The sequence below is a fragment of the Sphingobium sp. CFD-2 genome, from assembly GCF_024611135.1.
Lineage (GTDB): Bacteria > Pseudomonadota > Alphaproteobacteria > Sphingomonadales > Sphingomonadaceae > Sphingobium > Sphingobium fuliginis.
The window spans coordinates 942,872-967,606 of sequence record NZ_CP084406.1; the positions used below are offsets into that span (position 1 = coordinate 942,872).

Below are 24,735 nucleotides of genomic sequence, written 5' to 3' on the forward strand. Positions count from 1 at the left end.
CCCGCTATCTGAACAGATCGAGCGGGATCGCCCGGGCCATGGCCCGATAGCCTTCGGGCGAAGGATGCAGCGCATCCCCGACATCATGGCGGGGAAGCAGGCGGTCGGGGCGAGCGGGATCGCGCACCGCCCGGTCGAAATCGATCACGCCGTCGAAATTCCCCGGTTCGCGAATCCAGCGGTTGACGGCCTGCCGGTCGGCTTCGTTGCGGGCGTCGGGATGATAATAGTCGTTGCCCATGAAGGGCAATATGGTTCCGCCGATCACCTTGATGCCCCGGGCCCGCGCCCGCATGACGATCTGGCGATAGGACCCGATGATGCGCGATACCAGCCGGGCATGTTCGGCATCGCTGACCGGCGCTTCGCGCGTCAGCGTGCCGATGTCGTTGATCCCCTCCAGCAGGATCAGGTAGCGCACGCCCGGCTGCGCCAGCACATCGCGGTCGAGCCGGGCAAGCGCGTTGGGGCCAAGGCCGTCGTTCAGCAGGCGGTTGCCGCCTATGCCTTGGTTGACGACCGCCAGATGCCGTGTCGCCGGATCGGCCTGAAGCCGCCGGGCGAGATTGTCGGTCCAGCGGTCATTGCCATCCGTGGTCGACCCCCTCCCGTCGGTGATGGAATCGCCCAGCGCGACGATCAGCTTCGCCGCCGTGCAGCGCTCCACCTCCAGCGCGGCCAGCGAGAACCAGTGCTCCACCGCCTGCGCGCCCGCCATGGCAGGGTCGGTCAGATGATCGCCCTTGAGCAGCCAGGAGGTCGCCCGCGATCCGGGGTGGGAGGTCTGGCCCGAAGGCTCCTCCCCAAAGGCGATGCTGATCGCCAGATCGTCAAAGGCGCGGACCGGCAGCGCCACCGGATCGGACAGATAATCCGCGCCGGCCGGGATCGTCACGTCGCTGCGCCCGTCGAAGCGGAGCGGAAGGAGGGTCTTCGCATCGATGGCCGGCGATCCGGCCCGCAGCGCGCGCGCGATGCTGGCGCCCCTTATGTGCAGCGGCGCGGCGCCCATCAGATTGGACAGGCGCACCCGCAGCCGGTCCCCCGCCATGGAGGGCCGGACGATCTGCCGCAGGCTGCTGTCCGCCAGCATGCCCGGCGCCAGCGCATTGTCCCCGGTGGGCGCCATCTGGGCAGAGGCCCAGGCCGCAGTCCAACGCCCTGCGCATGGCGCCGCCAGAGCCGGGCCCGCGATGCAGGCCGCGAGCGGGAACAGAAAAGCCGCAAAGGTCAACCGCATGGGCTTGTCCTCGTCAGAACGAAAGAAAGGGGCCGGTCTTGCAACCGGCCCCAGGCTCCTTGGGGGAGGATCAGAAATTCGCGCGGATGCCCGCCAACACCGTCCGGCCCGGATAGTAGATCGAATAGGGTGCATTATCATATTCGAAGGTGGTGCGGATCGGTTCGTTGGTGATGTTGAGCACATCCAGCGTCAGGCGCATCGCCTTGTTGAGGAAAGGCAGTTGATAACCGGCGGACAGATCAAGCTGGCCGCGGGCATCATTGCGCAGGGCGGCGCCGGTAATGCCGTTCTGCGGCGCGTTGACCGCAATCGACTTGTCGTTCCAGACATAGTTCAGGCTGACCGAGAGGCCGTTATTTTCATAGAAGCCCTGGAGATTATACGACCATTTGGAAACGCCGGTCGCAACCAGCCTGGTCGCCTGACCCGGCATCAGCTTCGACGACTGCTTGAGGTAGGTGCCGTTGGCCGAGAAGCCGAGGCCCTTCACCAGGAAGTCGAGCGGCTGCACCCAGGTTGCCTCGATCCCCTTGATCTTGAGGTCGCTGAGGTTGATCGGCCGGTTCACCGAAACGATCAGGTCGTTGATCGCCACGCCGGTCGATGCCGCGCGGTTGGTCAGCGCTTGCTGCTGGGTCGCGATCAGGCTGTCATAGGGAATATTGAGCGACCCGAAGGTGACATCCTGGGACTGGGTGACGGTAAAGCCCTGGACATTCTTCTGGAACAGCGACAGCCCGACATAGCCGATGCCGCCGGTGTAGATTTCGCCGCCCAGATCGTAATTGTCGGAAGTATAGGGCTTCAGCGTCGGATTGCCGGCGGTCGCCACCAGAGCCGAGGGATCGGTGAAGGTCACGCCCGGCAGGATCTGGCTCGCATCCGGGCGCGTCATGGTCCGCGAGGCGGAGGCGCGCAGTTTCACATTGTCGGCAATGTCGTAGGTCAGGTTAATCGATGGCAGGAAATTATCATATTTCGACCGCGAGGTGATGTCGACGATCGCCGTGCCGACCTGGCTGGGACCGACCACCAGCTGGTTGGTGGCGGCGTAGCGCATGCCGGCATTGATGTGCAGGTCGCGGCCCCCGATGGTGGTGACGCCGTTCAGTTCGAAATAGGCGCCCCAGACCTTTTCATCCATGTCTCCGGTCGCGCCGCCCGTCACCGCGCCGCGCGTTTCCGGCGCGCTGTCGCGATAGCTGTAATAGTCGGTCGCATCCTTGATCGCGCCGAAATCAGGCATGATGAAGGCGTTATAGCCGATATTCCGGCCCGCCAGATGCCCGAAATTGCCGACCGTCATCGGCATCAGATATTGCGGAATGGCGCTGGTGGGGATCGATCCGGTGGCGCCGGTGCAGCCCGTGCCGCAGACCGAAAGCTGATAGGCCGGGCTGTTGTCATAGGCGCGGATCGAGCGGGTCGCCCGGTCATAGGCGGCGCCGACCTTCACGTTGAACATGGCGTCGCCCAGCATGACGTCCAGATGCGCGCCCTTGGTTTCCGTCTTGCGGCGAACCAGCGCGATGTTCTGGCGATACCATTGCCAGCCGAGATTGGGGTCGTTCAGGTCGACATTGGTGGTGATCGACGGATAATAGCCTTGCAGATTGTCATAATAGACGTCGACCCCCGAATTGGGCGGCGTCTGGAACGCGAAGGTCGGCTGCTCGCGGAAGAAGCGGCTCTTGGAATAATTGGCGCTGAGGTCGACCTTCAGGGTTTCGGTCGGCTGCCAGCTCAGGCTGGGATTGATGTTCCAGAACTTGGTGGTCTGCTTGAACTCGCTCGCCTCCAGGAAGAAGGAAGAGTTGGCGAAGGTACCCGAAGTCACGACCCCGTTGTCGTCGACGGTGAGATCGATCGGAATCATGCCGCCGGTCGCCTGCGCTCCCGTGCCGGGGCCGGAGTTGCGGACCTGCCAGTTCATGTTGATGCGCGAATAGTCACGCTTCGATTTTGCCCAGATGCCGTCGAGGGCGAAGTGCAGCGTATCACTGGGCCGCCATTCAAGAGAGGCCAGGGCTGAAATGCGCGAACGGTCGCCGACAGTCAGCGTATTGCGGCCAAGGCGGGGCAGCAGCGCGGTGCTGAGTTGGCTGCGGGTCAGGCCGGAGGTCGCGACGACATCGACCGGCTGGCCCGGGATAAGGCCGTGACCTGCATTGGCGGGGACGGTCGAAGCCCAGAAGAAGTTGTTGCCCCCCGGATCGGGGACGCCATTGACCGGACCCAGATTGCCGTCGGTCCAGCCGACCGTGTCGAAGCCATCGATGCGGGTCTTGGTCTTGACGCCGGCCACGCCGACCAGAATGCCGAAAGTGTCGGTCGTATGGCTGGCCACGATCGCGCCGCGCGGGCTCAGCTTTTCATTGCTGTCGGTATATTGGCCTTGCGCGACCACGGTGACATGGGTGCCCGGCTTGTCGAAGGGACGGGCGTTGCGCAGGTTGACGGTGCCCGCAATGCCCCCTTCCAGCGTAGAGGGCGACGGCGTCTTGGCAAGGTCGAGGCGGGTGAAGAGTTCGGACGGGAAGAAGTCGAGGTCGACTTCGCGATTGGCGCTGCCGCCGTTCGTGCCGCCGTCCGACGCGACCTGAAGCTGAGAGCCGTTCAGCAGGACGCGGGTGAAGCTGGGGCCAAGGCCGCGGATCGCGACCTGCGTGCCTTCGCCGCTGATGTCGCGGTTCAGGCGCACGCCGGGCATGCGGTTCAGCGTTTCCGCAAGGTTGGTGGCGGGCAGCTTGCCGATGTCTTCGGCAAAGATGGAGTCGCCGAAGGCGACCGCGTTCTTCTTGGCGTTGGTGGCGCTTTGCAGGCTGCCGCGGATGCCGGTCACGACGATGTCGGCTGCTTCGTCCTGCTGGGCGACGGGTTGAGCGGCGGGCTGGGCCGCGCTGTCCTGGGCGATCGCCGCCTGGGCCAGCGTCAGCGCGCCGAAGGCCGACGCTGCGCAAAGCGCGATGCGGAAAGAATAAATGTGAGAATCTGCCATTTGAAAATCCCCTCCTGAGCGCAGCTTCCGCCTATCCGGTAAGCCTGTCTGGTAGCGCTATCAGTGCGGCTTTGATAAACCCTGAGTTATTTTTGTCAAGCCCGGAAGCGTCTTTATTGGTAACGGTACAAGCGGACCTTCTGGATCTGGAAGTTCCCGGCGGGCAGCCGGATATGGCGCCCCTGATGGGTCTGGTCGCCGTTCAGCAATCGTCCGGCGATCCAGCGGCCCTGCGCGTCGAAATGCCCTTCCCAGGCGCTGTCGATCCCGGCGAGACCCGGTCCTGATCCGGCCGGGGCGAAGGTGACGGTGATGCCCTGCCCGGCGATCAGGTAATCCTCCGGCCCGGTCTGTATGACGATGCCGCCTGCGTTAACGGTATCAGGAGTGGCGACGGGTCTCTGGATGTCGGCGAAGGCGACGGTGAAGCGGTAATTGCCGATCGTCTCCGTCACCGGCTCATAGACCAGCGTTTCGTCATAGAGCGATTTCGGCCGGAAAGCCGACATTCGGCCCAGACCCTGCGCGGCGAGGATATGGGGGGCGAGCTGTTCCAGCAGGCCATAGGCCTCGCCCAGCGCCCCCGGCTTCTCGTCGATCGACTCGATGGAAAAGGGGCCGAAGCCGATCGCGTCCAGCTTGCCGATGGCGTAGAAGGCATTGCCGGGCACCTGCGGATGGTCGGCATTATTGGCTTCGGGGATGAACAGCGGATTGTCGGGCCGCTTGTAGATGTTCACGATGTCGACGAAGTTCGGGAAATAAATGTCGGGCGCCAGGAAATCGATGGCGGGCGCTCCCGCCTTCCACACGTCGATCAGGTGCGGCAGCGGCCCGCCGCTCGGATATTCGCCCGGCAGGCGACCGGGGCGGTTGAGCGCGACATTGACATACATGGGCATGGGATAGGCGCCCTTGCCCGAGCGGGTCAGGGCATCGGCAAAGCGCGCATAATGCCAGGCGGTGAAGATTTCCTCCGCCTGATGGCCGGGGCCGAACACTTCGGACCAGGTGCCGCTGGTCCTGTTCCCCTGCTCCTCCCACAGGCGCTTCATCTGCGGGACCAGCGTGTCGCGATGCTGCTGCAAATAGGTCATGAGTTCAGCCGGCACCGGACCCCTGAAAGCGGCATCGGCGAGGGGACCATAGTCGCGGGCGACCGGCAGCATGCCGATCTCATTTTCCACCTGGGTCATCAGCACCGTATTCTGCCTGTCGTCCACGGCCCTGATATGCGCCATCAGCGCGGCAAAGGCCTTCTGGTCGGCCTCCAGCGTCGCGGGCGCCATGGCGGAAAGGATTTCGACGCCCTGCCCATTGGGAAGCTGCGCGCGGGGGAAGCGGCTCTGGTCGCGCTTCACCCAGGCGGGGACGTAGGTCGACATGCTGTTCTTCCACGCGCCGAACCAGAGGATGACCAGCTTCAGGTCATTCGCCCGCGCGTCACGGATCAGCGCGTCCACCGAGGAAAAGTCGAACCTGCCCTCCTCCGGCTCGATCAGTTCCCAGGACACAGGGGCCAGCACGGTGTTGAGGTGCATGGCCTTCAGCCGCTTCCAGTGCGGCGCCATATAGGCCGCGCTCGACGCGCTGCTGTTGCCCAGCTCGCCCGCGATCAGCAGCATCGGCTTGCCCTGCACGCTGAGTTGGGTGGCGCTGCCCTGCCTGACGAGCCGGGGCGGTTCGGCCTGCGCCGTGGCGGCCAGCGCGAAGGCGGTGAGCGCGGCGCCGATCCTGGCGAATTGCATCATATTTCCCCCTGTAAGGTGGCGAGCGCGGCCAGCGCGCCCTGCGTTTCGAGGATGGCGAGCCACCGGGCCAGCGCCACGCGGAAAGCCGCATTCGCCGCCAATGCGGGCGGAACCACGGAGTCGAGGCGCAGGATCGCGGCGACCCGCTCCTCCGGCGTGTCGGCATCCGCGAGCCGGGCGGCGATCGTGCCTGCCAGCGGGTCGTCGACGACATGCGCCTTGCCGAGATCGTCCCGTCCCGCCTGCCAACGCACCCATGCCGCGACGGCCAGGGACAGCGCCCCTATCCCCTGCCCCGCCGCCAGCCTCGCGGCGATGGGGGCAAGCAGGCGCTGGGGCAGCTTCTGCGATCCGTCCATGGCGATCTGCCGCGTGCGATGGCGCAGCGTCGGATTGTCGAAGCGGGCCATCAACGCGTCACGATAGGCGGCGATGTCGAGTTCCGGTGGCGGCGACAGCGTCGTCTGCGCCTCATCCCACAGCGCCTCGACAAAGGCGCGTGCCGGGGGAAGCGCCAGCACGTCATGCACATGGTCGATGCCCGCAAGGCCGCCCAGATAGGCGATGCCGCTGTGGGCTCCATTCAGCAGGCGCAGCTTCGCCTCCTCCCACGGGGCGACGGCCGCCGTCAGTTGCACCCCTGCCCCGAATTCGGGGCGCGGGCCGCAAAACCGATCTTCGATCACCCATTGGATGAAGGGTTCGGTCTTGACCATCGCCCGGTCTTCCGCGTCCAGCCGTGCGGCGAGCGCGGCGACATCCTCCGGCGTGGTGGCGGGCACGATGCGGTCGACCATCGTCTCCGGGAAGGCCGCTTCTTCCGCGATCCACTCCGCCAGCACGCGATCATGGCGGCGCGCCAGCGCCAGCACGGCATTGCGCAACCGCTGCCCATTATGCGGCAGATTGTCGCAGGAAATCGCCGTGAAGGGCGGCAGACCCTGCGCCTTCCGCATCGCCAGCGCCGCGACCAGATAGCCCGGCGCCGTCTGCGGCGCGGCGAGCGAGGCGAGATCGGCCGCCAGTTGCGGATCACCCTCGATCAGCGCGCCGGTAGCGGGGTCGAGCTTATAGCCCTTCTCGGTGATGGTCAGCGTCACGACATGGGTGTCGGGCGACGCCAGGGCGTCCAGCAGCGCCTGCGGCTCCTGCGGCGCGACGATGACCCGCTGGACCGCGCCGATGATCCGCGCCCGCCGGGATGCGCCGTCGCGCACCAGCATGGTGTAGAGGCCGTCCTGCGGCGCCATCTGGTCGCGCACCTGCGGCGAGCGCAGGGACGCGGCGACGATGCCCCAGCGCAGGTCGCCGGCATTCAGCACATCATCGAAGACCGCCGCCTGATGCGCGCGGTGGAAGGCGCCGATCCCGAGATGGACGACGCCGGCCTCGACCGCCGTGCGATCATAGGCAGGCCGGATCACATCGGCGGGCAGCGTATCGAGCGTCGCGGAGGATAGCCGCCTCACAGCTTATAGGCCTGCTTCACGAGGTCGTAGGACAAGGCGCGGGCCAGTTCGAAAGCCTCGTCTTCTTCCAGCCGGTGTTCGGCCACCAGCCGCGCCAGCCAGGCGCAGTCCATCCGGCGCGCCATGTCGTGCCGCGCGGGAATCGACAGGAAGGCGCGGGTGTCGTCGTTGAAGCCGACCGTGTTGTAGAAACCCGCCGTCTCGGTCGCGCGCTCGCGGAAGCGGCGCATTCCTTCCGGACTGTCATGGAACCACCAGGGCGGGCCCAGCTTCAGGGCGGGATAATGGCCCGCCAGCGGCGCGAGTTCGCGGGAATAGACATCCTCGTCAAGGGTGAAGAGGATCAGCGTCAGCCGCGGGTCATTGCCGTAGAGGTCGAGCAGGGGCTTGAGCGCCTGGACGAACTCTCCGGCCGCCGGAATGTCACCGCCCTTGTCCCTGCCGAAACGCGCCAGCACGGCTGCATTATGGCTGCGATGCACGCCGGGATGGAGCTGCATCACCATGCCGTCTTCGATCGACATGCGCGCCATTTCCACCAGCATATGGCCACGGAACAATTCGGCGTCGCGGTCGCTGACGGGCCCGGACATGACGCTGGCATAAAGCGCCTCGATCTCCGCCCCTCCGAGGTGCGCGGTGAAGGCGGTGGGGTGGCCATGATCGGTGGAGGTCGCCCCGGCGGCGCGGAAGTCTGCGCGACGCCTTTCATGGGCGCGCAGATAGCCGGCGAAACTGCCCGCATCCTCCCCCGCCATGGCGCAGAAGGCGCGGACATTGTCGGCAAAGCCGCGCACCGCCGGGTCCATCACCGGGTCCGGCCGATAGGCGGTGATCACCCTGCCGCCCCAGCCGGACGCCCGGATCGCCCGATGATGGTCGAGCGGGTCCAGCGGCCCTTCCGTGGTCGCGATGACCTCTATATCATAACGCTCGAACAGAGCGCGGGGACGGAAGCCGGGCGTCTTCAGCGCGGCGTCGATGATGTCGTAATAATGGTCGGCAGTCTCCGCCTCCAGCCGGACATCGATGCCGAAGGCTTCGGCGAAGACCCAATCGAGCCACATGCGGGACGGCGTGCCGCGGAACAGGCGATAATGGGCGGCGAACCTGTGCCAGATGGCGCGGGGATCGGTTTCCGTGGGGCTGCCATCCTTGGTCGGAACGCCCAGCTCCTCCAGCTTCACGCCCTGGCTCATCAGCATGCGGAACACATAGTGATCCGGCACGATCAGCAGTTCGGACGGGTTGGCGAAGGGATCGTCATAGGCGAACCAGCGCGGATCGGTATGCCCATGCGGGCTGACGATGGGCAGGTCTCCGACCGTGGCATGGAGCGCGCGGGCGATGTCGCGGGTGCGCGGTTCGGCAGGGAAAAGGCGGTCGGGGTGGAGCTTCAGCGGCTTCATGTACGGGATTCCGAAAGGGTGACGGGCGCGTAGCGCGGCACGATGAGGTGGACGACGAGCAGCGCGATCAGATAGGCGCAGGCCGCGACGATGAAGATCGGCTGGAAGCTGCCGACGCTTTCCAGGATCATGCCGGCGAACTTCGCCATCAGCATGCCGCCGATGGCGCCCGACAGCCCGCCAAGGCCGACGACCGATCCCGCCATCCAGCGGGGAAAGAGGTCGCCCGGCAGCGCATAGACATTGGCGGAAAATCCCTGGTGCCCGGCGCAGGCAAGGCCGATCAGCCCGACCGCGACCCACAGGCCCGGCGCCTGCGCGGCGAAGGCGATGGGCAGGGCGCAGAGCGCGGCGCAGAACATCGCGGTCTTGCGGGCGCGGTTGATGCTCATGCCCCGGCCCATCAGTCGCGACGACAGCCAGCCGCCGGTGACGGACCCCACGTCCGCCAGCAGATAGACGGCGATCAGCGGCGGACCGAAGTCCAGCATCTTGACGCCATATTGCTTGTTGAAGAAGTCCGGCAGCCAGAAGAGGAAGGTCCACCACACCGGATCGATCAGGAAACGCGCGGCGATATAGGCCCAGGTCTGGCGATGGCGGAACAGGGCGCGCCATTTGACCGGGCGCTGCGGCTCCTGCGGGTCGGCTTCGATCCAGGCGAGTTCTTCCTGCGAGAGGGTCTTCTTCTCCCGCGGGCGGCGATAGAAGCCGATCCATGCCGCCAGCCAGACCACCGTCAGCAGGCCGGTCAGGATGAAGGCCCAGCGCCAGCCCATGGTGACGGCGATGACGGGCACGATCAGCGGCGTCAGGATCGCGCCGACATTGGACCCGGCATTGAAGATGCCGATGGCGAAGGCGCGCTCCTTCCTGGGGAACCACTCATTGGTCGCGGCGATGGCGGCGGGGAAGGTTCCCGCTTCCCCGATGGCGAGCGGAATGCGCGCAAGCAGCATCCCCGCCGTCGAGGTGAAGAAGATGTGCATGACGTGGCCGGCGGTCCACAATCCCACCGCCAGCGCATAGCCCGCCCGCGCCCCGATCCGGTCGATCAGCCGCCCGAAGAAGACATAGGCGATGCCGTAGCCCGCCTGGAACCAGATGGCGAGGTCGGCATAGCCGCTCTCGCTCCAGCCGTAGCGGGCCTGGAGATCGGGCTTGAGCGTCGGCAGGACCAGCCGGTCGACATAGCTCAGCACCACCGCCGCGAACAGCAGGGCGCAGACGATCCAGCGGACCTTGCCGGAGGGTTTGGGGATGGATCGGGTCATGGTCGGTCCCTATGATCCGTCATCCCCGCGCAGGCGGCGATCCGGTTCGCGCCCCATATCCAGCCGCAAGGCCGGGAGAGGGATACCCGCCCGCGCGGGGATGACGGAGAAGAAGGGGCAGGCACGGATCACCAACTGAACATCGTGCCGTCTTCCAGCCGGTTCACCGGCAGGAAGGCGCGCTTATATTCATATCCGGCGGCCAGTTGCTCGTCGATGTCGACGCCCAGGCCCGGCGCCTCGCCCGGATGCATCATGCCGTCGGAGAAAGTGTAGGCATGGGGGAAGACCGCGTCGGTCTCGGGCGTGTGCCGCATATATTCCTGAATGCCGAAATTGGGCACGCTAAGGTCGAAATGCAGCGCGGCGGCCATGCAGACCGGCGACAGGTCGGTCGCGCCATGGCAGCCTGTGCGGACCTGATAGAGATCGGCCAGCGCGGCGATCCGGCGCAGATGGGTGATCCCGCCCGCATGCACCACGGTCGCGCGGATATAATCGATAAGCTGGTTCTGGATCAGGTCCTTCGCGTCCCAGATCGAATTGAAGATCTCCCCCACCGCCAGCGGCGCGGTGGTGTGCTGGCGGATCAGCCTGAACGCCTCCTGATTTTCCGCCGGCGTCGCATCCTCCAGCCAGAAGGGGCGATATGGCTCCAGGTCCCGGCCCAGACGTCCGGCCTCTATGGGGGTCAGGCGGTGATGGATGTCGTGCAGCAGATGCACGTCCCAGCCCAGCGCTTCGCGGGCGGCCTTGAAGAGTTCGGGAACGACGCGAAGATATTTGGACGTGTTCCAGACATTTTCGGTCGGCAGGTCGGCGTCGGCGGGTTCGTAGAAATATTTGTCCTTCGACACGCCATAGGTCGACGCCATGCCCGGCACGCCGCATTGCAGGCGGATCGCCTTGTAGCCCTGCGCCTGATATTCCAGCGCGGCGTTGATCGTATCCTCTATGGTCGTGCCATTGGCATGGCCATAGACCATCACCCCCTCCCGGCTGGCCCCGCCCAGGAGCTGATAGACGGGCAGGCCCGCAATCTTGCCCTTGATGTCCCACAGCGCCATGTCGACCGCGGCAATGGCGGTCATGGTGACGGGACCGCGCCGCCAATAGGCGCCCTTGTAGAGATATTGCCAGATGTCCTCGATCCGGTGCGCGTCCCGCCCGATCAGACAGGGAACGACATGGTCGGCCAGATAGCTCCCCACCGCCAGTTCGCGGCCGTTGAGCGTCGCGTCGCCCACGCCATGGACCCCCTCATCGGTGATGATCTTGAGCGTGACGAAATTGCGGCCGGGGCAGGTGACGATGACCTTGGCATCGATGATCTTGGGCATTGGACGATCCTGTTCAGATGATTTCGAGCGTGGTTTTCTGGAGATTTTCGCTGTCCGGCCCGGTCATGACGTCGAACAAGCCGGGTTCGACCACTTCCTCCATGTCGAGATTCCAGAGCGCGAAGGCGGCGGGGCCCAGCGTCATGCGCACGGCGCGGCTCTCGCCGGGCGCCAGCGTGATGCGTTCGAAGCCCTTCAGTTCCCTGATCGGCCGGGTGACGCTGGCGGTCTGGTCGCGGACGTAAAGCTGCACGACCGCATCCCCTGCCCTCTGCCCGGCATTGCGGACGTCGACCTCCACCGTCACCTCGCCGCCCGTGCCGATGCGCGGCGACGACAGGCGGGGCGGCCCAAATTCGAAATGCGTGTAGCTGAGGCCAAAGCCGAAGGGGAAGAGCGGCGAAATATCCTCGAACACATAGCCGCGCCGGGCCGATGGCTTGCGGTTGTAGAAGATCGGTATCTGCCCCGCGTCGCGCGCCACCGTGACGGGCAGCTTCGCGCCGGGATTGACGTCCCCGAACAGGATGTCGGCCATGGCGGTGCCGCCCTCCTGCCCCGGATACCAGCACTCCAGCAGCGCATTGGCGCCATCTGCGACCATCGGATAGCTGGGCGGGCGGCCGTTGATGGCGCACACCACCACCGGCTTGCCGGTCGCCTTCAGCGCGGCGAACAGTTCGTTCTGCTCGCCCAGCAGGTCCAGGCTCGTGCGGTCGCCCAGATGGTTCTTCGCAAAGCCTTCCCGGCTGGTCTGTTCCGTGTCGCCGATGGCGAGCAGGACGATGTCCGCGGTCTTCGCGACCTCGACCGCCTGCGCGATCAGGGCGCGGTTCTCCGCCGGGTCCGCCAGCAGCACCTCGTCCGCCGAGCGATCCTCGCTCCGCGTGATGAAGACGCCCTGGGCGTGGACGACCTCCGCCTTGCTCTTAAGCTTCGCCTGCACGCCTTCCAGCAGGGAGACGGTCTGGCGCGGGACGCTGCTATAACCGCCCAGTCGCGCAATGGCGGCATTGGGACCGATCACCGCAACCCGCTTGTGCGCGCCGGGCGTGAGCGGCAGCGTACCGTCATTGCCGAGCAGCACGATGGAGCGATGCGCCGCCTTCAGCGCCAGCGCGCGCGCCTCCGCATTGCCGGTCAGCCGCTCATGATCCTTGCTCGGCCAGGGATTTTCGAACAGGCCCGCACGGAACTTGAGCGTCAGCATCCGGGCGCAGGCCAGATCGACCGCCTCAAGCGGCACCTTGCCCGCCCGGACCTGTTCGACGAGCGTCCGATAGGTCTGGCCATCGGGCAGTTCGCAATCGACGCCCGCCCGCAGCGCGGCGCGCGCCGCCGCCTCCGGGTCGGGCTGGACATGGTGGATGCTGTCCAGTTCGTGGACCGCGCCATAGTCGCTGACCACGGCACCGTCGAAACGCCATTCCCCGCGCAATATGTCGTTCAGCAGCCAGCGGTTCTGGTGCGAAGGCACGCCGTCTATCTCATTATAGGACGGCATGACGGCGGCGATGCCGGTGCGCTTCACCACCTCCCGGAAGGGTGGAAAGAAATTCTCGCGCAGTTCCCGTTCGGAGATCGGCGCGGGCGCGATATTCTCGCCGCTCTGGGGTTGGCCGTGGCCGGTCATGTGCTTGAGCGTCGCCATGACCTTGTCCGGGCCGATCCGGCTGCTCTCGCCCTGAAGGCCGCGCACGGCGGCCACGCCCATCTCGGCGCAGAGATAGGGGTCTTCGCCGAAGGTCTCCTCGATCCGGCCCCAGCGCGGGTCGCGGGCAATGTCGACCACCGGCGACAGCGCCAGATGGACGCCGCGCGCCCGCACCTCGCGGGCGATGACGGATTGAACCTCCTCCATCAACTGGCGGTCGAAACTGCCCGCGAGCCCGATCGCCATGGGGAACATGGTCGCCTCTGTCGCCATGAGCCCGTGCAGCGCCTCCTCATGGAACAGCACCGGGATGCCGAGCCGCGTCTCCTCCGTCGCCCATTTCTGGACGGCGGTAATGAAGGCGACGGTATCGGCGGGCGTCCGCCAGCGCGCGCCCACGCCGCCCGCCTGGGTCCATCCGTTCGGGGCGCCGCGGCGGTCGGACGGGCGGGTGATCTGGCCGAAGCCGTCGGGATAGGCTTTGCTCGCCTTGGCGGGAGAGAAGGTCAGATCGTCCATGATGTCGGCCTTGGTCGCCCAGAGCGCGATGATCTGGCCAACCTTTTCCTCCAGCGTCATGCGCGCCAGCAGGTCCCTGACGCGCAGGTCGATGGGGGCGGAAGCATCCTTGTAGAGCGGCCCGCCCCTCCCCTTCGCGGCGGCGGGCACAGCGGCGAGCAGCGAGGTCGAAGCGAGCAGGCCCAGCGCCTGCCGGCGCGCGAAACCGTTCATGGCACCACCGTCAGCGTTGCCGATTTGAGCGCGACCGAACTGTTGCCGGTCATGATCTCGAAATCGCCCGGCTCGACCACGCGGTCCATATGATCGTTCCACATCCGCAGCGCTTCCGGCCCGACCGTGAAGGTCACCGTGCGAACCTCGCCGGGCTTCAGCGTCACGCGCTGAAATCCCTTCAGCTCCTTGATCGGCCGGGTGACGGAACTGACCTTGTCCCGCACATATAATTGGACGACCTCGTCGCCCTCGCGCTGGCCGCCATTGCGCACGTCGACCGACACGCTGGCGGTGCCGCCGACGCCGATCTTCGCGGCCGACAGTCGCGGCGCGGACAGGTCGAAGCTCGTATAGCTGAGGCCGAAACCGAAGGGGTAGAGCGGATCGGTCGTATCGAAGAGATAGCCGCGCCGCGCGCTGGGCTTCGCATTGTAGAACATCGGCAATTGTCCCGCCGAGCGCGGGATGGTCACCGGCAGCTTGCCGCCCGGATTGACGTCCCCGAACAGCACGTCCGCCACGGCATGGCCGCCCTGCTCGCCCAGATACCAGCCCTCCAGAATGGCGTCCGCCTGTTCCGAAACCTTGACGGTGGAGGCAGGGCGGCCGTTGATGAGCACCACGGCGATCGGCTTGCCCAGCGCCTTCAGCGCGTCGAACAGGTCCTGCTGCTCCCCCACCAGATCAAGGCTGGGCCGGTCGCCCAGATGATTGTCGGCCCAGCCTTCGCGGCTCGACTGTTCCGTGTCGCCCAGCGTCAGGACGATGCGATCGGCATGACGGGCCGCCTCGACCGCCTGCGCGATCAGGCGGCGGTTTTCGGCGGGATCGGACCGGACGACCTTGTCGGCCCACCAATCGTCATTCTCCGTGATCCTGACGCCCTGCGCGAAGACGATCTTCGCCCGGGTTCCGACTTTGGCCCTGATGCCTTCGAGGATCGAGACGCTATGCGGCGGCTGGCCATAATAGCCGCCCAGCCGCGCCACGGCGGCGCTGGGGCCGATGACGGCGATGCTGCCCTCCGGCTTCAGCGGCAGCATGCCGTCATTCTTGAGCAGGGTGATGGAGCGCTGCGCCGCCTTGAGCGCCAATGCGCGGGCCTGCGCATTATTGGTGATCTTCTCCGACGCCGTCGCATCGGCATAGGGATTTTCGAACAGGCCCGCGCGGAATTTCAGTTCCAGCATGCGCCGCACGGCACGGTCGACCAGTGCCTCGCTGATCTTGCCCTCGCGCACCTGCCGGCCGAGCGTCGCATAGGAGAGGCCATCGGGCAGGTCCGCATCCACGCCCGCATCCAGTGCGCGCCCCGCCGCCTGTTCCAGATCGCCGGCGATATGGTGGATGCTCATCAACTGGTCGATCGCCGAATAGTCGCTGACCACCGCGCCCTTGAAGCCCCATTCGCCGCGCAGCACATCGCGCAGCAGCCAGCGATTGGCATGGGAGGGCACGCCGTCGATTTCATTGTAGCTGGCCATCACCGCCTCGATCCCGGTGCGTTTCACCACCTGTTCGAAGGGCGGAAAGAAATTCTCGCGCAGTTCGCGTTCGGAAACCGGCGCCGGACCGACATTGGTGCCGCTTTCGGGCTGGCCATGGCCGGTCAGATGCTTGAGCGTCGCGAACACCTTGCCCGGCGGCAGCAGGCGCGAACGCCCCTTGCCTTGCAGCCCCTCGACAGCGGCCACCCCCATTTCACCGACCAGATAGGGGTCTTCGCCATAGGTTTCCTCGATCCGGCCCCAGCGCGGATCGCGGGCGATGTCGACTACGGGGGAAAGGACGAGGCTGACGCCGCGCGAGCGGATTTCGCGGGCGATGACGGCATTCACCTCGCGCAGCATGTCAGGGTCCCAGGACGAGGCCAGGGCAATCGACTGCGGAAAGCTGGTAGCGCCAACAGCCGCATAGCCGTGCAGCCCTTCCTCATGGAACAGGATCGGAATGCCCAGCCGCGTCCGCGTCGTCGCCCAGCGTTGCAGCGCATTGACCAGCGCCACTGTCTGGCGCGGATTTCGGCCGGGAACTTCGCGGGGGGAAAAAGCCCCCTTGGCATCGGACGGGCGGGTGAACTGCCCCATGCCATGGGGAAAGATCTGCGCCAGTTTCGATGGGTCGAGCTGCAACCTCTCATCGAAAATCTTGACCTTGTCGGTCCACACCGCCGTGATCTGGGCGATTTTCTCCTCCAGCGTCATGCGGGAGAGCAGATCGTCGACCCGCGATTCGATGGGAGCGGAAGCATCCTTGTAGAGCGGACGCGCGCCCGTCGACGCAGGCGCCGCCAGAACGGGGACGGCGGGCGTCGCGACCGTCAGCGTCAGCAGCGAAACCGCGCCCAACAGCTTGCGGAACCGGATCACGAAACAGCCTCTCCCCTTTTTTGCGGCGGCTTCCAGCTTTTTGCTTGCCGCATCCCAACTGATAGCGTTAACATTGCTCAGACAAGAGCGGCCTGTCAATGCCCTTCGATCCGAAGCGTCGGTTCGGGCGAAGACGGGAAGGAGAGGAAAGGGGATCTATGTTCGCGCGCCTGTTCTGCTGGACCGTCGCCACCGCCGTGATGACGGCGCCCGCCATGGCGGAGGACGGCTATGATCTGTGGCTGCGGCACGAAAAGGTGCAGGATGGCGGCAAAATGGCGCGGCACGCCACGGCGGTCGTTGCGCCGGGCCGCGGTGCGACTGCGCTGGCCGCCCGCGATGAATTGATGCGCGGCCTTGCGGGCGCGAATGGCGCGGCGCCGGCGCTGGCTGACAAGCCCATGAATGGCGCGATCTGGCTGGCGACTCCGGCTTCCGCCCCCGATCTGCCAGTGAAGCTCGATGGGCTGGGCGAAGAGGGCTATGCCATTCGCTCGGTCACGCTGGACGGCCAGTCCGTGACGGTGATCGCGGCCAATGGCGATGCCGGACTTCTTTATGGCGCCTATGCCTATTTGCGGCTGGCGGAAACGGGCGCCCCGCTGGACCGGCTCGACATTCGCAGCGCGCCGCGCATGAAGCTGCGCTTGCTCAACCATTGGGACAATCTGGATGGCACGGTGGAGCGCGGCTATGCCGGGCAATCCATCTGGGACTGGTGGCGCCTGCCCGACTGGAAGGGGCCGCGATACACCGACTATGCCCGCGCCAACGCCTCCATCGGCATCAACGGCACGGTGCTCAACAATGTGAACGCCAGGTCCGACAGCCTGACCGCGCCCTATATCGCCAAGGCGGCGGCGCTGGCGGACGTGTTCCGGCCCTATGGCATCAAGGTCTATCTGTCGGTGAAATGGACCGCGCCGATGGAGCTGTCCGGCCTCGGGACCGCCGATCCGCTCGACCCGGCAGTCGCCGCCTGGTGGAAGGCGAAGGCCGACGAGATCTACAGGGCCATTCCCGATTTCGGCGGCTTCCTGGTCAAGGCGAACAGCGAAGGGCAGCCGGGGCCGCAGGATTACAAGCGCACCCATGCCGATGGCGCGAACATGCTGGCCGCGGCCGTGAAGCCGCATGGCGGCATCGTGATGTGGCGCGCCTTCGTCTATGCGCATGACAATCCGGACGACCGCGCCAAGCAGGCCTATAACGACTTCAAGCCGCTGGACGGCCAGTTCGCGGACAATGTGCTGGTGCAGGTGAAGAACGGCGCGATCGACTTCCAGCCCCGCGAACCCTTCCATCCTCTGTTCGGCGCCATGCCCCGGACGCCGCTGATGATGGAATTCCAGATCACCAAGGAATATCTGGGCCAGTCGACGCACCTCACCTATCTGGGGCCCTTGTTCGAGGAGACGCTGAAAAGCGACACCTTCGCCCGCGGCAAGGGGTCGACCGTGGCCAGGGTGATCGACGGGTCGCTGGAGGGCCACAAGCTGACTGGCATTGCCGGCGTCGCCAATATCGGCGCCGACCGCGACTGGAGCGGATCGATCTTCAACCAGGCGGACTGGTACGCCTTCGGCCGCCTTGCCTGGGATCCGGATCTGTCGGCGGAGGCAATCGCACGCGAATGGGCGGCGCAGACTTTCTCGACGGATGCAAAGGTGGCCGATCCGGTGGTCGCCATGATGATGGGATCCCGGGAGGCGGCGGTCGACTATATGACCCCGCTCGGCCTGTCCCATGTCATGGGCACCGGCCATCATTACGGCCCGGCTCCCTGGATTTCAGAGCTTGCCCGGCCCGAATGGAACCCGGTCTATTATCACAAGGCGGACGCGCAGGGGATCGGCTTCGACCGGACGAGGACCGGCAGCAACGCCATCGCCCAATATGCCCCGCCGGTCGCCAGGATGCTCGCCGACCCGAAGACGACGCCGGAACGCGACCTCCTCTGGTTCCACCATGTCGGCTGGGACGCGAAGCTGAAATCGGGCGAAACCCTGTGGAACGGCCTCATCCGACATTATGACGCGGGGGTCGCCTATGTCGCGGCCATGCGCAGGACGTGGGACAGCCTGCGTCCCTATGTCGATGCGGAACGCTTCGCCCAGACGCAGTCCTTCCTCGGCATCCAGCATCGCGAGGCGAAATGGTGGCGCGATGCCAGCATCGCCTATTTCCAGACGCTGTCCAAACGCCCGCTGCCGGCGGGCACGGCACCGCCGGAACATGATCTGAACTGGTACAAATCGCTCGCTTTCCCCTATGCGCCGGGCAATCCATGACTGGCTTTCAAGGGCCGCAAAGGCTAGGCGGTGAACGACCATGAACGAACGTAAGCCGCCGACAATCCGGGAAGTTGCAGCGCGGGCCGGCGTGTCCGTGATGACCGTGTCGCGCGTCGCGAACAAGCAGAGCTGGGTCAGCCCCCAGACCCGAGCCCGGGTGGAAAAGGCGATCGCGGAACTGAACTATGCGCCCAATGTCTCCGCCCGGGCGCTGGCCGGGGGCGACGACCGGCGAGTGGCGCTGCTTTACCGCAATACGACGACCTCCGCCTATCTGGGCGAACTGTTGCTGGGGGGGTTGGACGAGGCGGCGAAGCATCACCTCCACCTGGTGGTCGAACAGTGCGAGATGGGCGCCACGGCGCAGGACATCGTCGCCCAGGTTCTTCAGGCGCGCGTTTCCGGCGTCATCGTGCCGCCGCCCCTGTGCGACTGGGACGAACTGGCGCAGGCGCTCGGGCGGCAGGGCATTCCCTGGGTCGCCATCGCGCCGGACGAGAACCATGGCATGATGGTCGTCGCGATAGACGACCGCCAGGCCGCGAGCGAGATGACGCGGCATCTGATCGACCTCGGCCACCGCCGCATCGCCTTCATCCAGGGCAATCCCCAGCACCGTTCCAGCGCGCGACGGCTGGAGGGCTTTCGCGTCGCCATGACCGCGCAGGGCCTGCCGGTTGAGGAAGATTATATCGTCGAGGGCGATTTCAGCTACCGGTCCGGGCTGGAGGCGGCGGCGCATCTGCTGAGCCTGAAGACGCCGCCGACAGCGATCTTCGCCTGCAACGACGATATGGCCGCGGCGACCATCACCATCGCGCATCAGCGTCAGATCAGCGTGCCGGCCGATCTGACGGTCTGCGGTTTCGACGACACGCCGCTTGCCGCCGCGATCTGGCCCACGCTCACCACCATCCGCCAGCCGATTCGCGACATGAGCCGGGCCGCCATGACCCTGCTGGCGGAAGCGATGAAGGGCGGGGAAGAAGTGGACGGGCGGGGGTTGGCGCGACTGGACTACAGGCTGGTCCGCCGGCAATCCGACGCGGTTCCGCGCCTGCACCACCGACGGGGGTAGCGGGCTGGGCCCGCCAGCCATGTCCTGCCGCAAGGGCTGGAGCAGGTCTCCACCGCTATCCTGGGGCCTGAAATTTCCTAGGCAAAGCGCGCCAGCAACTGGTTGAGCAGCGGACGCAAGCGGCGGATCTCATCGCGATGCGTGGCCGACAGCTTCGCCAGCAGGTCCAGAGCGCCCAGCGTCAATTGCAATTGCGAGCGCCGCCGGTCCGTGGCGCTGGCATGGCGCGTCACCAGCCCCAGCTTTTCCAGCCGGTCGACCAGCCCCGTCGCGCTGTGGGGCTTCAGCAACAGTCGCCGCGCGACATAGCCGACGGTCGCATCCTCGGCCGGCGCAGCGCGCAGGGCGAGCAAGGCCTGATGCTGCTGCGGGGTGAGTCCCACCCTGGCCGCCCGCTCGCTGCTGAACGCCTGGAACTGTCGCAGAGCGAAGCGGAATTCCGCCAGCGCCGCATAATCTTCATCCTGCAATATGGCGCCGTCTGCTTCCATCTGACCTTCATCTTCATGTATCGCGTCGCGATTTGATCGCGCAGCCTGACGCATCAAAGAAGGATTTGCATGATTCGGGAACCCCCGCGTCGGTCCCGGCGCGATTTCTACCGGCGGCAGAGGAACATCGGCGCGTGCGGGCGATCTGCGGCTAGCCCGCCGGACTGACGGCGTCATTGAAATAAGGCATGGCCACATAGGTGATCAGGCCATTGGCAGATCCCACCAAGGCATTCATCGCCTTCGCGGTCAGCCAGGCATTGCGGAGGCTTTCCGCTCCCCGGTAAGGACGGCCAAGCAGACCCTTCCAAATCGCGATCAGCCATGGTTCGCTCCGACTAAAGGCGTTCAGGCTGTGGAGTGAATGCCTTCAAGCCAAGATCCGGCACAAGATGGCCGGTAGAAGCGGCATGATCTGCTCTGTCTCAGCCAGTGGCAGACGCGCGTGCACCAACACTCCCCGAACAAAGCCAAGACATGATCGCAGGAAATATGCGGCGGGGTCTTGGTATGTCCACCAGTTTGTGGCAGATCATATAGGATAGGATCGACCGAGAGAGTCGCGATACGAATCTTTGCTGGTGAGGATGAGTTGAAAGGGACGTTCACAAGCTGGGCCCGCAAGGTCCGCAATATGGCTGCTCCGCCGGGCAGGAAGCGAAGCCATTCCCGTGCCCCGCGCCCGGCGGGTGCGGCGCTGGCGGCGATGGCGGTCGCTTTCCTGTTGCCGATGCCGGCTGGAACGGCGCCCTTGCCGCCCCTGCGCATCCTGCTATTCGCGGGACCGAAGCAGCATGGCGCGCCCGGCCGCCATGAATATGAGAAGGACCTGCGCGAACTGGCCTGGCTGCTCGAACATTCCGGCGCGGCGCGAGAGGTGAAGACGCAGGTCATCGTCGGAGAAAAGCCGCGGGATCTGGCAATGCTGGAGGCGGCCGACGCCATCGTGATCGACGGCAATGGCGACTGGCTGAAGCGCGAAACCGGCGCGATCTTCCAGCAATATGCCGAAACGGACGGTCTGGGCTATAATGCCGAGACCAGTGCCGCGCTCAAGGGTTTCGACGCGCTTCTGAAGCGCAGGAAGACGGGGCTGGTCGTCTATCATTATACGATGTTCGTCGATAACCGGGCAGGCCGCCTCTATCTGAACGATTGGCTGGGCGGCGTCTGGATTCCCTATGTCTCGCACAATCCCGTCGACACATGGGCGATCAGGCCGATCCCCGGCAAGCATCCGATCCTGCGCGGGGTCAAGCCCTGGACGCCGCGGGAGGAAATGTACGCGCGCTATTTCCTGCCCGACAATCCCCGCCGCACGCCGTTGCTCACCGCCCGGCCGTCACAGGCGGCCAATGGCACCGGCGGTCCGGTAGCCTGGGCCTATGAGCGGCCCGACGGCGGACGTTCGGTCGTGTGGGGCGGCAACGACTTCCATGACAACATGCACCTCTATCCGCAGCAACGCCGGTTCCTGGTGAATGGAATACTGTGGGCCGCAGGGGTCGAGGTGCCGCGCGGCGGCGCGAACGACCAGATGCCGCCGGAATTCTAGAATGGAAGATCCGACCGGCCGCTGCGCGGATCGGCGCTGCGCCACGCACTGGATGGGGAGAGACCGAGCCATGGGATTTGACCGGCGGCTGATGGGCGCCGCCCTCGCCTTCGCGGCCATGCTGCTGCCGCAGCACGCGCTGGCCGAGGACGGCTTCTTCACGCGCGAACAGGTGATCCGGCATACGCCGGCCTGGACCGGCGAACGCTTTCCGGACGGACGGCCGAAGGTCCCCGACGACATTCTGGAGCGGATGCGGGAAGTCACTCTGGAGGAAGCCTGGGCGACGCTGCGCAGCGCCGGCTTCAACCATCAATATGAGGATGGCTGGCTGTCCATCTTCCCCGACAAGGTGTTGGTCGGTCGGGCGCTGACCTCCCAATGGCTGCCCGGCCGCCCGGACATCCAGACCGTACTGGAAAAGCAGGGCGCCGACGACGGACGCAAGGGCGCCATGAACGCCTGGCCGGTCGACATGCTGCAAAAGGGCGACGTCTATGTCAGCGACCATTTCGGGCTGAAGCAGGACGGCCCATCGATCGGCGACAATGTCGGCAACGCCATCTACGCCCGCAGCGGCAACGGGGTCGTCTATGACGGGGCGGTGCGCGACATCAACGGCCTCAGGGAACTGCCGAATTTCGTTTCCTTCGTCCGCTCCTACGATCCGTCGCATCATTTCGGCGCCATGGCGACGGGCGCGCGGCTCAATTCGACGATGGTGGGCATCAACGGTCCGATCCGCATCGGCAAGGCGACCGCCATGCTCGGCGATGTCGTGCTGGGCCGGGACGGCGGCGTGCTGTTCATCCCGCCGCAACTGGCCGAAAAGGTGGTGAAGCTGTCGGAGAATACGCGGCTGCGCGATATGTTCGGCCATATGCGCCTGCGCGAGGGCAGATATACCGCCGGCCAGATCGACACCCGCTGGACCGACGCGATCGAGGCGGACTTCTTCGCCTGGCTCCAGGCTAATCAGAACAAGCTGCCCGTGAAGCCCGACGCCGTAAGGCAGATCATCCGCGATCATGAAGCGGGCATCCCCTATGAGGGATGACCGGCCCGCAACCCACCCTTCCCCCCGAAATGCTTGAGAAAGGCCCCGCCAACATGGACTTCCGCCTCCCCTTCGCCACCCTCCTCAGTCTCTGCCTGGCCGGGGCCGCCCAAGCCGCCACACCCGCCGAAGTGGTCGCCCGTCATGTCGAGAGCATGAAAGCCGGCAAGTTGCAGCCGATCATGGACGATTACTCCGCGGACACCGTCGTCGTGACTCCCCAGGGGCTGGTCGCGGATCAGGCGCCGGCCAAGGGGCCGGGCATCTATTCGGGTCAGGCGCAGGCGCGGCGCGTTTTCACGACGCTGACCGACAAGGATCATCATCCCGGCATCAAGGCGATGGAAACGACCATCGAACCGGCCGGCCCGGACAGCGTCATCCTGCATTGGGTCCAGTTCAAGGGGCAGCCCCAGCAGGTCTCGGGCAAGGACGCCTTCATCGTGCGCGACGACAAGATCGTGTTCCAGGCCATCTTCGTCGACTGACCGCAGCCGGCGGACAGTACCGGCCTCAGCGCGACCGGATTGCAAGGTCCGGCCGCGCTGAGATTCAGGCGGCGATCGGTGGGACATTTTCCTCGAATTCAGTCTGCTGAACCGAAGTCGCCGCCATAGCCCATTTGCGCGTAGACACGGACGGGTTGCGAATGCGGCAGGCTTTGACCTGCCTGTTCCAGCTATTCGCATGCAAATATCAACAGCCGTTCCCGATCAACTGCCCCTTCATCAGGCGAGCGGGCTCACGACGTCGAGCCACTCGGTGATGGCCAGTGGGACCTTGTCCGCGCCATCCCGCAGGTCATAAAGCGCTTCGCCGCCAAGCTGGACCCGGCACACGGTGAAGGCCCGCTTTTCGTCACGGCTGTTGTCCGTCAATATGGAGGCGTCGGCCACGCCCAGCGCGTGCGATATGGCCTTCTGCGTCCTGGGAAACCGCGAGACGAGTTTGCCGGTGTCGACGCCGTGGCCATGTTCAAGCACGCGCTGGCTGACGCGCAATATGGACAGATCGGCGTTCGAAAGACCGACGAAAAACAGCAGGACGAAATAACCCGCCGCCTGAAGATCGGTTATCGTGTCGAGTTTCGAGGCGACCGTGCCGTCAGGCCGCTCTTCCCAATGGCTGAAGACGGTTTCGGTTGCGAATGGCACCTTCGCGGCCATGGCATGGGCGGCGAACGCCTTCACGCCATTTTGCGCCACCTGCATCCAGCCGAGGTTTGTGTCGCGCAATTCCTGCGCCCAGTCCACAAGCGATCCGTCCCCCTGGGCTTCCGGCAGAATCGAAAGCATCATGCGATCCGCGTTCAGCAACGGCAGCTGGAGCTTTTGCGTAAGAATCTTACGCCACATCGTCGATTCGCCCGACCCGTTATGACCGGCCAGAATGATCGCGAGCGGCTTGTCGGTCCTGACCTGTGCGGAAAGTATCTGGTCTACCGCGCCCTTGAGCGCCGTCACGCAAATTCTTGAAACTTGCCGTCGACAAGCTGGCCGCGACTCACCTGTCCGTTGAGCTTACGGATGACGATCTTGGGATTATCTTCATCAACCGAATAGAGCGGCACATTCTTGCGCTGAGGAATAGCCACCCCGCCCCGCACGATACGGGCCGCGGCACGCTCCAACGCCTGGGAGCTGCGCTTGACATTATCCTTGACGAGCGCGGCCGACGGCTTCTGGGCACTGACGGTCACATTACCCAGTTTGGTGGTGACCGTCCGCGTGCGCTTCGAGCCCGCAGGCCCGATGATAATCCCGGTCTTTCCGTCGCGCATGCTCGCCGAAGCCATTTTGCTCCGCTTTGCCATAAGCCCGATATAGCTCTTCCGCAGATCAAGTTCCAGCCGTCATGATCGCCAGGAAATCCATCGGATCGTCCTCATGCAAAAGCGCGCGCGCCGCCTCATGGAGGGTAACGTGCGTCGCGGGGTGTATCACCCAAGTCTCGAACATGGCCTGTCCCAGCTTGATCGCCATGTGCGCCCGGCCCCGACAGGAATGTTTCTTTCATGG

19 protein-coding genes are annotated in these 24,735 nt (G+C 65.5%); 6 read left to right on the forward strand and 13 right to left on the reverse strand.

The window, feature by feature from the left end:
* Positions 1 to 4: 4 nt before the first annotated feature.
* From LDB29_RS24480 to LDB29_RS24505, 6 genes are all read right to left on the reverse strand, one after another.
* Positions 5 to 1,240, reverse strand: a complete 1,236-nt coding sequence (locus LDB29_RS24480; RefSeq protein WP_099186739.1) for an SGNH/GDSL hydrolase family protein — start codon at positions 1,238 to 1,240, stop codon at positions 5 to 7.
* Positions 1,241 to 1,310: 70 nt separating this feature from the next.
* On the reverse strand, positions 1,311 to 4,241 hold the full coding sequence (locus tag LDB29_RS24485; protein ID WP_257557329.1) for a TonB-dependent receptor: 2,931 nt from the start codon (positions 4,239 to 4,241) through the stop codon (positions 1,311 to 1,313).
* A 113-nt stretch (positions 4,242 to 4,354) separates the two neighbouring features.
* On the reverse strand, positions 4,355 to 5,992 hold the full coding sequence (locus tag LDB29_RS24490) for a DUF5597 domain-containing protein (protein WP_257557331.1): 1,638 nt from the start codon (positions 5,990 to 5,992) through the stop codon (positions 4,355 to 4,357).
* On the reverse strand, positions 5,989 to 7,461 hold the full coding sequence (locus tag LDB29_RS24495; RefSeq protein ID WP_137709065.1) for a mannitol dehydrogenase family protein: 1,473 nt from the start codon (positions 7,459 to 7,461) through the stop codon (positions 5,989 to 5,991). Before LDB29_RS24495 ends, LDB29_RS24490 begins: the two co-directional genes overlap by 4 nt.
* Positions 7,458 to 8,870, reverse strand: a complete 1,413-nt coding sequence (uxaC, locus tag LDB29_RS24500) for a glucuronate isomerase (protein ID WP_257557333.1) — start codon at positions 8,868 to 8,870, stop codon at positions 7,458 to 7,460. The genes LDB29_RS24495 and uxaC overlap by 4 nt, the downstream gene beginning before the upstream one ends.
* Entirely contained in the window at positions 8,867 to 10,144 is a 1,278-nt protein-coding gene (locus tag LDB29_RS24505; protein WP_257557334.1) for an MFS transporter, read from the reverse strand. The genes uxaC and LDB29_RS24505 overlap by 4 nt, the downstream gene beginning before the upstream one ends.
* Here LDB29_RS24505 and LDB29_RS24510 point away from each other — a divergent pair.
* Positions 10,143 to 10,283: a hypothetical protein gene (locus LDB29_RS24510; RefSeq protein WP_257557335.1), complete on the forward strand. Its 141-nt coding sequence runs from the start codon at positions 10,143 to 10,145 to the stop codon at positions 10,281 to 10,283. The two genes, LDB29_RS24505 and LDB29_RS24510, sit on opposite strands and share 2 nt — an antisense overlap.
* On the opposite strand, the gene manD is transcribed toward LDB29_RS24510, so the two are convergent.
* From manD to LDB29_RS24525, 3 genes are read right to left on the reverse strand one after another with little or no spacing between them, the layout of a single operon-like run.
* Positions 10,273 to 11,484: a D-mannonate dehydratase ManD gene (gene manD, locus LDB29_RS24515; protein WP_044660850.1), complete on the reverse strand. Its 1,212-nt coding sequence runs from the start codon at positions 11,482 to 11,484 to the stop codon at positions 10,273 to 10,275. The genes LDB29_RS24510 and manD overlap by 11 nt on opposite strands.
* 13 nt (positions 11,485 to 11,497) lie before the next feature.
* A complete protein-coding gene (locus tag LDB29_RS24520; protein WP_257557336.1) occupies positions 11,498 to 13,870 on the reverse strand; it encodes a glycoside hydrolase family 3 N-terminal domain-containing protein in 2,373 nt (790 codons plus the stop codon).
* Positions 13,867 to 16,242, reverse strand: a complete 2,376-nt coding sequence (locus LDB29_RS24525; RefSeq protein WP_257557337.1) for a glycoside hydrolase family 3 N-terminal domain-containing protein — start codon at positions 16,240 to 16,242, stop codon at positions 13,867 to 13,869. The genes LDB29_RS24520 and LDB29_RS24525 overlap by 4 nt, the downstream gene beginning before the upstream one ends.
* Positions 16,243 to 16,400: 158 nt before the next feature.
* Here LDB29_RS24525 and LDB29_RS24530 point away from each other — a divergent pair, with 158 nt between their 5' ends.
* A complete protein-coding gene (locus LDB29_RS24530; RefSeq protein WP_257557339.1) occupies positions 16,401 to 18,533 on the forward strand; it encodes an alpha-glucuronidase family glycosyl hydrolase in 2,133 nt (710 codons plus the stop codon).
* 40 nt (positions 18,534 to 18,573) lie between these two features.
* Positions 18,574 to 19,614, forward strand: coding sequence for a LacI family DNA-binding transcriptional regulator (locus LDB29_RS24535; protein WP_257557341.1), 1,041 nt, complete (start codon positions 18,574 to 18,576; stop codon positions 19,612 to 19,614).
* 77 nt (positions 19,615 to 19,691) lie between these two features.
* On the opposite strand, the gene LDB29_RS24540 is transcribed toward LDB29_RS24535, so the two are convergent.
* On the reverse strand, positions 19,692 to 20,105 hold the full coding sequence (locus tag LDB29_RS24540) for a MarR family winged helix-turn-helix transcriptional regulator (protein ID WP_065846334.1): 414 nt from the start codon (positions 20,103 to 20,105) through the stop codon (positions 19,692 to 19,694).
* Positions 20,106 to 20,697: 592 nt separating this feature from the next.
* On the opposite strand from LDB29_RS24540, the gene LDB29_RS24545 reads away from it, so the two are divergent.
* Genes LDB29_RS24545 through LDB29_RS24555 form a run of 3 tightly spaced genes read left to right on the forward strand, consistent with a single transcriptional unit; the run spans position 20,698 to position 23,205 of the window.
* Entirely contained in the window at positions 20,698 to 21,660 is a 963-nt protein-coding gene (locus LDB29_RS24545; protein ID WP_257557345.1) for a ThuA domain-containing protein, read from the forward strand.
* 1 nt (position 21,661) lies between these two features.
* The gene (locus LDB29_RS24550; protein WP_257557348.1) at positions 21,662 to 22,717 is read left to right on the forward strand and encodes an RraA family protein; all 1,056 of its coding nucleotides are present in this window, start codon (positions 21,662 to 21,664) and stop codon (positions 22,715 to 22,717) included.
* 53 nt (positions 22,718 to 22,770) lie between these two features.
* Entirely contained in the window at positions 22,771 to 23,205 is a 435-nt protein-coding gene (locus LDB29_RS24555; RefSeq protein ID WP_044662922.1) for a hypothetical protein, read from the forward strand.
* Between the two features lie 240 nt (positions 23,206 to 23,445).
* Here LDB29_RS24555 and LDB29_RS24560 read toward each other — a convergent pair whose 3' ends face one another.
* The 3 genes from LDB29_RS24560 to LDB29_RS24570 are packed head-to-tail and all read right to left on the reverse strand — an operon-like array spanning position 23,446 to position 24,699.
* The gene (locus LDB29_RS24560) at positions 23,446 to 24,180 is read right to left on the reverse strand and encodes a zeta toxin family protein (protein ID WP_257557350.1); all 735 of its coding nucleotides are present in this window, start codon (positions 24,178 to 24,180) and stop codon (positions 23,446 to 23,448) included.
* On the reverse strand, positions 24,177 to 24,497 hold the full coding sequence (locus LDB29_RS24565) for a hypothetical protein (RefSeq protein ID WP_037481402.1): 321 nt from the start codon (positions 24,495 to 24,497) through the stop codon (positions 24,177 to 24,179). Before LDB29_RS24565 ends, LDB29_RS24560 begins: the two co-directional genes overlap by 4 nt.
* Positions 24,498 to 24,555: 58 nt before the next feature.
* Positions 24,556 to 24,699: a hypothetical protein gene (locus LDB29_RS24570; RefSeq protein ID WP_257557352.1), complete on the reverse strand. Its 144-nt coding sequence runs from the start codon at positions 24,697 to 24,699 to the stop codon at positions 24,556 to 24,558.
* Positions 24,700 to 24,735 lie beyond the last annotated feature (36 nt).